Genomic DNA, 10,800 nt, shown 5'->3' on the forward strand with positions numbered 1-10,800 from the left:
CACGGGCCGGCCACGCCGGCCTCCGCGCGCCTGCGCACGGTGATCGCGGCCGTGCTGATCCCGTTCGCGGTGGCCGTCGTGGCCGCTCTGGTGGTGCTCTGGCCGGGCGGGGTGCCCGCCCACCAGCACACCGGGGTCGGCTTCGACCAGCAGATCCGGCACGGGCGGGTCACCGCGATCCGGGAGGTGCCCTGCGGCGACACCGGTCCCGCCAGGACCGCCGGGACCTCCGGTGCCGACCGGGGCACCTGTCGGCAGGACACCGTCGAGGTCACCGACGGCCCGGACCGGGGCCGTGCCTTCACCGTGGTCGTCCACCCGTCCGAGACCCGGCACTACGAGCTGGGCCAGGGGGTCGTGCTGACGTACGCGCCCTACGCTCCGGCGGAGCTGCGGTACAGCGTGGTGGACGTGGACCGGAACCTGCCGATGGGCGTGCTGGCCGGGCTGTTCGCGGTCGCCGTGGTGGTGGTCGGGCGCTGGCGCGGGGTGACCGCGCTGGTCGCGCTGGCGATCAGCTTCGCGGTGCTGTCGCTGTTCATCCTGCCCGCCATCCTGCGCGGCGCGGACCCGCTGCTGGTGGCGATCGTCGGCGCCGGCGCGATCATGCTGATCGCCCTCTACCTGTGCCACGGACTGTCCGCCCGGACCTCCGTGGCGGTGCTCGGCACCCTGGTGTCGCTGGTGCTGATCGGGGTGCTGAGCCTGGTGTTCGCCTCCTGGGCGCACCTGACCGGGAACACCTCGGAGGAGACCGGACTGATCCACGACCTCTACCCCGGCATCGAGGTCCGCGGCCTGCTGCTGGCCGGGTTCGTGATCGGCTCGCTGGGCGTGCTGTTCGACGTGACGGTCACCCAGACCTCGGCGGTCTGGGAACTGCACCAGGCCGACCCGACGATGGGCGCCCGCAGGCTGTACCGGACCGGCATGCGGATCGGGCGCGACCACATCGCCTCGACCGTCAACACCCTGGTGCTCGCCTACGCGGGCGCCGCGCTGCCGCTGCTCCTGCTGTTCTCGATCGCCCACCGGGAGGTGCTGTCGGTGGCCACCAGCGAGCAGGTCGCGGAGGAGATCGCCCGCACCCTGGTCGGCAGCATCGGGCTGGTCGCCTCGGTGCCGGTCACCACCGGGCTGGCCGCCCTGATCGCCGCCGCCGACCACCCCCGGGCGGCGGCGCTCGTCTCCCGGCGGCAACGGCACGCCTGATCGCCGCCCGGCGGGTGCGCGGAGCCCGTCACCCCTCCGGCAGCCCCGCCAGCACCGCGGTCAGGGCGTCCGGGCGCTGCTCGACGGGCAGGTGCGCCACGTGGTGGAAGGCGCAGCCGAGCGCGGTCGCCGCGCCGTCGCAGGTGCGGTCGTCGCCGACCATCAGCAGGTCGGCCGGGGCCAGGCCGAGCCGCCCGGCGGCGGTCTCGAAGATCACCGGGTCGGGCTTCTGGGCGCCGACCTCGAAGGAGAGCACGAAGGTGTCGACCAGCTCGTCCAGGCCGTGGGCGCGGAAGACCGGGCGCAGGTCCCAGCCGATGTTGCTGACCACGGCGACCGGCACGCCCCTGCGGCGCAGCTCCCGCAGCACGGGGGCGGTGTCCGGGTAGGGGCGCCAGCTCCCGGGCGCGATGTGACTGTCGTAGAGGGCGTCGACGTCCAGCGCGGCCGGCGGCCGGGCGGCGCGGGTCAGCGCGGTGTACGCGCCGCGGTGCGTCTCGGGGGTCAGGTCCCGGGTGTCCCAGGCCGCCTGGACCTCCGGCGGGATGTGGCGCGGGGCCACCCCGCCGGGCAGGGCCCCGAACTCCTCCAGGCGGAGGACGAGTTCGGCCTGCTCGCGGGCCGACAGGTCCAGGCCGTCGGCGGCGGCGTGGGCCGCCAGCCACTCGGCGGTGGAGACGACGCGGAACAGGGTGCCGGAGAAGTCGAACATCACACCTTTGGTCATGGCGCCGAGCCTAGCGACCGCCGGCCAGGGCCTACGGGAGGGTGAGGATGCGGGGACCGTCCTCGGTGATGGCGACGGTGTGCTCGATGTGGGCGGCGCGGCTGCCGTCGGTGGTGCGCAGGGTCCAGCCGTCCGGGTCGGTGTGGTGGTCGTCGCGGCCGCCCGCGGTCAGCATCGGCTCGATGGCCAGGACGAGGCCCGGGCGCAGCGGGTAACCCCGGCCGGGGCGGCCCTCGTTGGGCACGTGCGGGTCCTCGTGCATCCGCCGTCCGATGCCGTGCCCGCCGAAGCCTTCGAGCATCCCGTACCGTCCGGCCCGGGCGACGGTGCCGACGGCGTGGCCGATGTCCCCGACCCGGTGGCCGACCACGGCGGCGGCGATCCCGGCGTCGAGGGCGCGCCGGGTGGCGTCGATCAGCGCGGTGTCCTCGGGCCGGGCGGTGCCGACGGTGAAGCTCACGGCGGCGTCGCCGGCCCAGCCGTCGAGGACGGCGCCGCAGTCGATGCTCACCAGGTCGCCGTCGCGCAGCCGGTAGCCGTCCGGAACGCCGTGCACGACGGCGTCGTTGACGGAGGCGCAGATGACGGCGGGGAAGGGCACGGGCGCGAAGGACGGCCGGTAGCCGAGGAACGGCGAGCGCGCCCCGGCGGCCTTCAGCACGCCCCGCGCGGCCTCGTCCAGCTCCAGCAGGCTGACGCCGACCGCGGCCTCCCGCTGTACGGCGGCCAGCGCGTTGGCCACCACCCGTCCGGCCTCGCGCATCGCGGCGAGGGCGGCGTCCGACTTGAGTTCGACCATGGTGCATCTCTCCCCTGGATCCAATTCTTATACCGGTATTTGTATCACGGTCGAGGCGGGGTGGGCGATGGCGGCGGAGGGCGCGGCGGCGGGCTGGTGGCACGCCGTAGACTCGACGGCATGGTGAGGACTCCGCTGACCCCGTGGGAGCGCGAGCGTGGGGAGCGCTTCGGGGCGCTGCTGCGCGAGGCGCGTGGTGAGCGCAGCATGGTCGAGGTGGCGGCGGTGGCCGGCGTCTCGGCGGAGACGCTGCGGAAGATCGAGACGGGCCGGGCGCCTACGCCGTCGTTCTTCACCATCGCGGCCCTGGCGTACGCGCTCGACCTGTCGCTGGACGAGCTCGCCGCCGCCTGCGCGCTGCCCGAGGACGGCGAGGCGATCTCCGCGTAGCCGTGCGACGGCGACGGCCCGCCGGGCGCCTGCGCGCCGGGCGGGCCGTCGACCGTACGGGGTTCAGTTCACCGAGCTGTTGTAGCTCTCGATCGCGGGCTGGATCTCCTTGGCCGCGTCGGCCAGGGCCTGCTGGGCGGACTTGGTGCCGGCGATGGTCTGCTCGATGGCGGTCTCCACGCCCTTGCGGGCCTGCGGCATCACGCCGAGCAGGCAGCCCGCGGTGGCCGGGGTGGGCTTGGTGGCCTTGAGCTGCTCGATGGCGGTCTGGAACTGCGGGTACTTGGCCACCCACTCCTTGTCCTTGGGGTCGTCCAGGGACTTGGTGTTCACCGGGAAGTAGCCGGTGCCAGTGTGCCAGACGGCCTGCTGCTCGGGGGCGGCGACGAACTTCTCGAACTCCCAGGCGGCGCGCTTCTCGGCGTCCGAGTGGCCGGGGCCGCTGATCCACAGCGAGGCGCCGCCGATCACCGGGCCGCCCTGGTCGGCGGCGGTGACCTTGGGGAAGGCCGCGGTGCCGACGCCGAACTTGGCGGCCTCGGTGTAGCTGCGCAGCACGCCGGTGGACTCCAGGTGCATCGCGACCGTCCCGGCCTTGAACGCGGCCTGGGCGTCGTCGGTGGTGCGGCCGGTGTTGGCCGCGTAGCCGCCCTTGACCAGGTCGGCCCACCACTGGACGATCTGCGCGCCCTGGGCGGAGTCGAAGACGACCTTGCCCGCCTTGTCGCTGCGGCCGTTGTCCTTGTCGCAGTACATCGTGCCGGACTCGGCGAGCAGCTGCTCGACGAACCAGCCGTAGATGGCGGCGCCGAAGCCGTAGCGGACGGTCTTGCCGTCGGCGTCCTTCTTGGTCAGCTTCTTGGCGACGTCGGCCAGTTCGTTGAGGTCCTTGGGCGGCTGGGCCGGGTCGAGGCCGGCCTCCTTGAAGGCGTCGGTGTTCAGGTACAGCAGCGGCATCGAGGAGTTGAACGGCATCGAGACCAGCTTGCCGTTCGCCGAGTAGTAGTTGCGGATGTTGGGGTCGAGGTCGTTCAGCGAGTAGCCGTCCTTGTCGGCGAAGGCCTGCGCCGGGACGGTCTGCCTGGAGTCGATCATGAAGCGGGTGCCGATGTCGTAGACCTGCACCAGGGCGGGGGTGCTCTTCTGCTGCACCGAGGCCTTGTACTTGGCGACCAGCTCGTCGTACTTGCCCTGGAACTGCGCCTTGACCTCGATCTTGCCCTGGTGGGCGGCGTTGAACTGGCTGACCAGGCCGTTCAGCACCTCGGCGTTCTTGCCGGTCATCGAGTGCCAGAACTCGACGCCGGTCACGCCGGAGGCCTGGTCCAGCGCCTGGGCGCCGGGCGCGCCGGCGTCGGAGGCGGCACCCGAGCCGGAGCCGGAGCCGCCCGAGCTACAGGCGGTCAGGGACAGGCCGGCCACCAGCAGGGCCGCGAGCGCGCGTGCACTCTTGTTCACGAGGGTTCTCTTTCTTTGCGACGTACCGGGACGTACCGGACGGGAACGGACGATCGGGCGGGAGCGGGTCAGCGGACCGCGCCCGCGGTGAGGCCGCGGACGATGAAGCGCTGGCCGAAGACCACCAGGGCGAGGGTGGGCAGCAGGGAGAGCACGACTCCGGCCAGGATCAGGCCGGGGTCGGCCATCTCGGAGTCGCGCAGCGAGGTGAGGCCGATCTGCAGGGTCTGCATGTTCGCCGTGCGGGTGATGATGAGCGGCCAGAAGTACTGGTTCCAGGCGGACAGGAAGACGTAGATCGACAGCGCCGCCAGGGCCGGCTTGTTGAGCGGGACGACGATCCGCCACAGGAAGCGCCAGTGCCCGGCGCCGTCGATCCGGGCGGCGTCGCGCAGTTCGCCGGGCAGCTGCCGGAAGGACTGGCGCAGCATGAAGGTGCCGAAGCCGGAGGCGAGGAAGGGCAGCACCAGGCCGAAGTAGGTGTTGCCGAGGCCCCAGTCCGACAGCGTCAGGTAGTTGGGGATGATGATGGCCTCCCACGGGACCATCAGCGTCGCCAGGAACGCCCCGAACACCGCGGCCCGCGCCTTCAGCGGCAGGAAGACGAAGGCGTACGCGGCCAGGATCGAGGTGAACAGCTGGGCCAGGGTGATGGCGGTGGCCACGATCGCCGAGTTGGCGTACTGGCGGGCCAGCGGGATGGCGTCCACGGCGCCGGAGAAGTTCCGCCCGGTGACCGAGTGCGGCACCAGGGCCGGCGGGTAGGAGGAGAGTTCGGACGGCTCCATGAAGGCGCCGGCGATCGCGTAGTACACCGGGAAGGCCACGGTGACGAGGGCGACGGCGAGCAGCAGGTGGACGGCGGCGCGGCCGAGCAGTTCGCGCGGGGATCGCCCGGCGAGCACCCGGGTGCGAGGGCGGGGCGCCTCGGCCCCGGCCCCGGTTTCCGCCTCGGTGACGACAGTGCTCATGCGTAGTGCACCTTCCGCTCCAGGACGCCGAACTGGACGGCCGTGCAGGCGAGGACGACCACCAGCAGCACCACGGCCTGGGCGCTCGCCATGCCGAAGTCGCTGGAGTTGTAGGCGAAGGCCTTCTCGTAGACGGAGTAGACGAGGGTCCGGGTGGCGCCGTCCGGCCCGCCCTTGGTGAGGATGTGGATCTGGCCGAAACTCTGCAGTGCGTGGACGGTGGAGACCACGGTCAGGAAGAACAGGCTCGGGCCGAGCATCGGGACGGTGATCGAGCGGGCCAGCCGCAGGCCGGCGGCGCCGTCGATGCGGGCCGCCTCCAGGATCTCCCCCGGGATCGAGCCGATGCCCGCGGAGAGCACCAGCACGTTGTAGCCGAGGTTCATCCAGACCGTGGTGAGGGCCAGCGAGAACAGCGCGTACCGGGAGTCGGTGAGCCAGCCGATCGGACCGAGGCCGACGTGCGAGAGCAGACCGTTGAGCACCCCGCTGGCGGGGTTGAAGAACACCGCGAAGACCACCGAGGCGCTGGCCACCGAGAAGGCGAAGGGCAGCGCGAACGCGGAGCGCAGCAGCCGTACGCCGCGGATCCGGTTCTCCAGCAGCAGCACCAGCGCCAGCGCGCCGAGCACCCCGGGCACCACGGTGAGCAGGGTGAACAGGGCCGTGGTGACCAGCGTCCGGCCGAAGTCGGCCGAGCCCAGCAAGTCGCTGTAGTGCTTCAGTCCGACGAAGCGGGAGGGCGCGCCGAAGAGGTCGTTGGCGTGCCCGCTCAGGTAGATCGTTCGTCCCAGCGGGTAGCCGATGAAGAGGACGAAGACCACCAGGGAGGGCAGCAGGAAGGCCCAGGCGAGCCCGTGTTCGCCCCAGCGGCTTCGGCGGCCCGGCTGGGTCGCGGGGTGCGGTGCGGTCGGCATCGGTCGCGCGTCCGCCTTTCGTATGTCGGTTCCGGCCGAAACCGTGTCTTGCCCGATCGACGGCGCGGAAACCTCATGGTGATCAACCGGTGTCCGCGGGCTTACGCGTTCGCGTCAGATTCGGCCGGTCGTGCGCGGACGGGCGTTCCCGAGCAAGGACCGAGACGCGTCTGGGCGCGCTGAAACCACGAAGCGGCCTCAACGACCGGTTGTCGCCCGGTTGTTGAGGCCGCTCTATGAGAATGTTCGTGGGACTGTTCGCGGGACTAGGCGGTGATGCCGCCGTCCAGCACCAGGTCGGCGCCCACGGTGAAGCCCGCCTCCGGCGAGGCGAGGTACAGCACCGCGGCGGCCACTTCCTCGACCGCGCCGGTCCGGCCGAGGGGGACCTCCGCCGCCATCCGCTCGGCCTTCGCCTCGGCACTCTCGCCGGGCCGGCCCGACATGGCGGTCTCCACCGGGCCGGGGCTGACCACGTTGATCCGCACGCCCTCGCCGATGTGGTCGCGGGCGGCGGCGCGGGTGAGCACGGTGACGGCGGCCTTGCTCGCGGCGTAGGCGCCGACGCCCTCAAGCCGCTTGTGGAAGCCGAGGCTGGAGGAGACGTTGACGATCGCGCCGCCGCCGTGGGCCCGCATGTGGCCGATCTGGTGCTTCATCGCGAGCAGGGTGCCGGTCACGTTGATGTCGAACACCCGCTGGAAGTCGGCCTCGTCGATGTCGGCCACCGGGCCGAGGCCGCCGAGCACCCCGGCGTTGTTGACGGCGACGTCCAGTCCGCCGAAGTGCTCGACCGTCTCGCGGACGAGCCGGGCGGCGTCCTGAGTGTTCGTCACATCGCCGGTCAGCGCGACCGCCTTGCCGCCGGCCCGCCCGATCAGCTCGACGGTCTCGGCGAGCGGGCCGGCGGTGCGGCCGGCCACGGCGACCCGGGCGCCCTCCCGGGCGAAGGCGAGCGCGACGGCCCGCCCGATGCCGCTGCCACCGCCGGTGACCAGGACGGACTTGTCGGCGAAACGCGTGCTCATGAGGTGAACTCCTTGATTCGAGTGGTGCGTTCTGGTGGTGCTCTGTTATAACGATCGATCGGTCCAGAATGAGGACCTGAAGAGACACTGAAGGGGCATGAGGGGACGGCAAGAAGCAGTCAAGGACGACAAAGGAATCCGGCGGCTCGCCGCACCGCCGGTCAGTCCAGCAGGGCCAGCGCCTGCTCGGCGGCGACCCGCGCCCGGGTCGCGCCGTCGGCCGTCTTTCCCACCACCCGTATGCCCTGCAGCAGCACCATCAGCATCCGGGCCAGCGCCCGCGGATCCCGCCCGGCAGGCAGTTCGCCCTGCGCCTCGGCACGCAGCAGCGCGCCGGTCAGCGCCGTCTCCAGGTGGTCGAAGCTGGCACCCACCCGGCGAGCCGCCTCCGCGTCGTGCGGGGCGAGTTCGACCGCCGTGTTGGTGACGAAACAGCCACGCCCGCGCTCCTCGGCGTCCGCGCTCGCGTATCCGAGCACCAGCTCCCGGACGGCCGGCAGCACCGGCCCCGGCCGGGACAGCGCGAGCAGCTGGGCCGGATCCCGCTGTTCGCAGTAGCGGTCCAGCGCGCGCTGGTACAGCTCGCGCTTGCTGCCGAAGGTGGCGTAGATGCTGGCCCGGGCGATGCCGAGCCTCTCGACCAGGTCGGCCATCGAGGTGGCCTCGTAGCCGCGCGACCAGAACAGCTCCAGGGCCGCCTGCAGTGCCGCGTCCGGGTCGAATTCCTTCGTTCTCGCCATACGGGGACGTTAGCCCGTTCTGAACCGATCAGTCAAAAAAGGGCGAATATTGGTCCAGACCGGTAGCTGACGGAGCATTGCCAACTGGACTAGACCAACGCTACCCTGGCGCCCCCATCCCTCCTTCCCCCCACAGGAGGAGTTCCAGCATGCCCGCACACCTTCCCCCGTCCCCCCGCGAGGCGGCCGACGCCGTCCGCCCGATCGTGCTGACGGCCTATCGGGTCGTCATCGGACTGCTCTTCGCCTGCCACGGCGTCTCCTCGCTGTTCGGCGTCCTGGGCGGCGCCAAGGGAGGCGGCTCCGTCCCGGTCGGCCAGTGGCCCGGCTGGTGGGCCGCGTTGATCCAACTGGTCGGCGGCGCCCTGGTGTTGCTCGGTGCCGGCACCAGGACCGCCGCACTGCTCTGCTCCGGCTCCATGGCGTACGCCTACTTCACCGTCCACCAGGAGCACGCGCTGCTGCCGTTGCAGAACGGCGGCGAGCTCTCGGTGCTGTTCTGCTGGGCGTTCCTGAGCATCGCGGTGCTCGGCTCCGGCCCGTACGCCCTGGACCGGCTCCTGGCCCGCTCCCCGCAGGCCCGGTCGGCCGAGCCCACCGCCCGGCCGACCTCGGCGGTCTGAGCTCAGCCTTCCTCGGCCAGGTACCGCTCGACCGAGGCGACCTTGGCGGTGAGGCCGTCGGTGACCCCGGCCCGGTCGTCGATCTTGATGACCGTGCTCACCCGGTCGCTGTAGGCCTTCACCGCCTCGATCGCCTCCCGGATGACCGGCATCACCTCGTCCCACTCCCCCTCGATGCTGGTGAACATGGCGTCCGTGCGGTTCGGCAGGCCACTCGCCCGAACCACCCGGACGGCGGCGGCCACCGCCTCCCCCACGTCCTCGCCGATCCCCAGCGGGGTGACCGAAAAGGCTGCGATCACGGTTCTGCGCTCCTTGCGTCGACGGCACTGGTCGCGGGTTCGGGCCCGAACCCGCGACCAGGCTAGGCCGCCTACCGGCCGTCAGGCCACGGTGGGCAGGGGCGGTTCGACGGCCAGCGGGGCGGTGGAGCGGGCCCGGTGCTGGGCGGCCCAGGAGGCGAGGGCCACCGTGCAGGCGTGGTCCAGGTGGCGCAGCCCGGACCAGTCCAGCTCCACCGGCCGGTCGCCGGGCAGCCGTTCCAGGGTGTCCAGCAGCCGGGGCAGCCGCAGGAAGGTGGCGTTGCCGCTGAGCCGCACCCGGTGCAGCGGCTGCCCGGTCGGCAGCACCAGCTCCTCCACCGCGATCTGGAGGTGGGAGGTCTGCCAGGCGGACTTGACCACCGCCAGCCCGATCCCGATCAGCACCCCCTCGAAGAGGTCGGTGGCGATGATCGCCACCGCCGTCACCCCGAGCACCAGCGCCTCGCCCCAGTGCCCCCGGCACAGCGCGACGATCCGGCGCACCGGTACGAGCTTCGCCCCGGCGTGCACCAGCACGGCGGCCAGCGCGGTGAGCGGGACGAGCCCGAGCACACCGGGCAGCAGCACGGTGAACGACAGCAGCCAGAGCCCGTGCAGGAAGCGCGAGGCCTTGGTGCGGGCGCCCGCCTGGACGTTGGCCGCGCTGCGCACGATGACCGCGGTCATCGGCAGTGCGCCGAGCAGCCCGCAGACGGTGTTGCCGAGGCCCTGGGCGGTGAGCTCGCGGTCGTAGTCGGTGCGCGGGCCGTGGTGCATCCGGTCGACGGCGGCGGCGCTGAACAGCGTCTCGGCGGAGGCGATCAGGGTGAAGGCGATGACCGTGCCGAGCCCGGCGGCGCCGGCCAGGGCGCCGAGGGCGTCGCGCTCGGGCGGGTGGACGACGTCCAACAGGCCGGCGACCCGCACCCGGGCGACCGGCAGGTCGGCCGCGGCGGTGACGGCGGCGGCCAGCCCGACCGCGGCCAGCGGCGCGGGGACGGTACGGGCGAGGCGCCCGGGCAGGTACTTCCACGCGATGAGCACCAGCAGGGTGCCGAGCCCGAGGGCGACGGCGCTCGGGTTCGCGGCGGCGGTGAGCACGTCGGCGAGCAGGGCGGGCAGTCCGATGATCTTCTCCGGCCCGTTGGAAGGGGCCCGGCGGTCGGCGAGCGCGTAGAGCTGGCCGAACAGCAGGGTGAGCCCGATGCCGGCCAGCATGCCGTGCACCACGGAGGCGGAGATCGCCCGGAACCAGCGGCCCAGCCGCAGGGCGCCCATGGCCAGTTGGAGCAGGCCGGTGCCGAGCACCAGCAGGCCGAGGGCGCCGGGGCCGAAGCGCTGGACGGCGTCGGCGACCAGCACGGTCAGCCCGGCGGCGGGCCCGCTGACCTGGAGGCTGCTGCCGGGCAGGGCGCCGACCACCAGGCCGCCGACGATGCCGGTGACCAGCCCGAGTTCGGCCGGGACGCCGGAGGCGACGGCCACCCCGACGCAGAGCGGGAGGGCGACCAGGAACACCACCAGTGAGGCGGGCAGATCGTGGCGCCAGGGGACGGCGCGCAGTGCGGAGAGCGGGGACCGGCGGCCCGGCAGGCTCTCGGATCGACGCGGCGGACGGTTCACCCGGTCACCG

Annotated in this window: 12 protein-coding genes; 3 read left to right on the forward strand and 9 right to left on the reverse strand. The window is 72.6% G+C overall.

Going from position 1 to position 10,800, the window contains the following annotated elements; genetic code table 11:
- On the forward strand, nt 1-1,212 hold a 1,212-nt coding region (locus tag J0670_RS17445), incomplete at its 5' end, for a YibE/F family protein (protein WP_243437150.1).
- A gap of 28 nt (nt 1,213-1,240) precedes the next feature.
- Here J0670_RS17445 and J0670_RS17450 read toward each other — a convergent pair.
- On the reverse strand, nt 1,241-1,939 hold the full coding sequence (locus tag J0670_RS17450) for an HAD family hydrolase (protein ID WP_207812527.1): 699 nt from the start codon (nt 1,937-1,939) through the stop codon (nt 1,241-1,243).
- Nucleotides 1,940-1,970: 31 nt separating this feature from the next.
- Complete coding sequence (map, locus tag J0670_RS17455; RefSeq protein WP_207812528.1) at nt 1,971-2,738, reverse strand: type I methionyl aminopeptidase; 768 nt, start codon at nt 2,736-2,738, stop codon at nt 1,971-1,973.
- 120 nt (nt 2,739-2,858) lie between these two features.
- Between map and J0670_RS17460 the strand changes: the two genes are divergently transcribed.
- On the forward strand, nt 2,859-3,128 hold the full coding sequence (locus J0670_RS17460; RefSeq protein ID WP_207812529.1) for a helix-turn-helix domain-containing protein: 270 nt from the start codon (nt 2,859-2,861) through the stop codon (nt 3,126-3,128).
- A 63-nt stretch (nt 3,129-3,191) separates the two neighbouring features.
- On the opposite strand, the gene J0670_RS17465 is transcribed toward J0670_RS17460, so the two are convergent.
- From J0670_RS17465 to J0670_RS17485, 5 genes are all read right to left on the reverse strand, one after another.
- Nucleotides 3,192-4,586, reverse strand: coding sequence for an ABC transporter substrate-binding protein (locus J0670_RS17465; RefSeq protein WP_207812530.1), 1,395 nt, complete (start codon nt 4,584-4,586; stop codon nt 3,192-3,194).
- A gap of 68 nt (nt 4,587-4,654) precedes the next feature.
- Nucleotides 4,655-5,557, reverse strand: coding sequence for a carbohydrate ABC transporter permease (locus J0670_RS17470; RefSeq protein ID WP_207812531.1), 903 nt, complete (start codon nt 5,555-5,557; stop codon nt 4,655-4,657).
- The gene (locus J0670_RS17475) at nt 5,554-6,474 is read right to left on the reverse strand and encodes a carbohydrate ABC transporter permease (RefSeq protein ID WP_207812532.1); all 921 of its coding nucleotides are present in this window, start codon (nt 6,472-6,474) and stop codon (nt 5,554-5,556) included. Before J0670_RS17475 ends, J0670_RS17470 begins: the two co-directional genes overlap by 4 nt.
- Before the next feature lie 266 nt (nt 6,475-6,740).
- Entirely contained in the window at nt 6,741-7,502 is a 762-nt protein-coding gene (locus J0670_RS17480; protein WP_207812533.1) for an SDR family NAD(P)-dependent oxidoreductase, read from the reverse strand.
- A gap of 161 nt (nt 7,503-7,663) precedes the next feature.
- Nucleotides 7,664-8,242 carry a TetR/AcrR family transcriptional regulator gene (locus J0670_RS17485; RefSeq protein WP_207812534.1) on the reverse strand — a complete coding sequence of 193 codons (579 nt, stop codon included), beginning with the start codon at nt 8,240-8,242 and terminating at the stop codon, nt 7,664-7,666.
- A 149-nt stretch (nt 8,243-8,391) separates the two neighbouring features.
- Here J0670_RS17485 and J0670_RS17490 point away from each other — a divergent pair, with 149 nt between their 5' ends.
- A complete protein-coding gene (locus tag J0670_RS17490; protein WP_207812535.1) occupies nt 8,392-8,865 on the forward strand; it encodes a DoxX family protein in 474 nt (157 codons plus the stop codon).
- 2 nt (nt 8,866-8,867) lie between these two features.
- On the opposite strand, the gene J0670_RS17495 is transcribed toward J0670_RS17490, so the two are convergent.
- Together J0670_RS17495 and J0670_RS17500 are read right to left on the reverse strand one after the other, a co-directional pair.
- Nucleotides 8,868-9,167 (reverse strand): MTH1187 family thiamine-binding protein, encoded by a 300-nt coding sequence (locus tag J0670_RS17495; protein ID WP_207812536.1) that lies wholly within the window; start codon nt 9,165-9,167, stop codon nt 8,868-8,870.
- 81 nt (nt 9,168-9,248) lie between these two features.
- Complete coding sequence (locus J0670_RS17500; protein WP_374223118.1) at nt 9,249-10,760, reverse strand: SulP family inorganic anion transporter; 1,512 nt, start codon at nt 10,758-10,760, stop codon at nt 9,249-9,251.
- Nucleotides 10,761-10,800: the final 40 nt, after the last annotated feature.

It is taken from the genome of Streptomyces sp. FH025 (assembly GCF_017427025.1).
GTDB lineage: Bacteria > Actinomycetota > Actinomycetes > Streptomycetales > Streptomycetaceae > Kitasatospora.

Excerpts from the sequence above, each read along its gene's own strand:
- J0670_RS17450 (WP_207812527.1), bottom strand. The coding sequence starts at position 1,939 with ATGACCAAAGGTGTGATGTTCGACTTCTCCGGCACCCTGTTCCGCGTC.
- map (WP_207812528.1), bottom strand. The coding sequence starts at position 2,738 with ATGGTCGAACTCAAGTCGGACGCCGCCCTCGCCGCGATGCGCGAGGCC.
- J0670_RS17460 (WP_207812529.1), top strand. The coding sequence starts at position 2,859 with ATGGTGAGGACTCCGCTGACCCCGTGGGAGCGCGAGCGTGGGGAGCGC.
- J0670_RS17470 (WP_207812531.1), bottom strand. The coding sequence starts at position 5,557 with ATGAGCACTGTCGTCACCGAGGCGGAAACCGGGGCCGGGGCCGAGGCG.
- J0670_RS17475 (WP_207812532.1), bottom strand. The coding sequence starts at position 6,474 with ATGCCGACCGCACCGCACCCCGCGACCCAGCCGGGCCGCCGAAGCCGC.
- J0670_RS17480 (WP_207812533.1), bottom strand. The coding sequence starts at position 7,502 with ATGAGCACGCGTTTCGCCGACAAGTCCGTCCTGGTCACCGGCGGTGGC.
- J0670_RS17485 (WP_207812534.1), bottom strand. The coding sequence starts at position 8,242 with ATGGCGAGAACGAAGGAATTCGACCCGGACGCGGCACTGCAGGCGGCC.
- J0670_RS17490 (WP_207812535.1), top strand. The coding sequence starts at position 8,392 with ATGCCCGCACACCTTCCCCCGTCCCCCCGCGAGGCGGCCGACGCCGTC.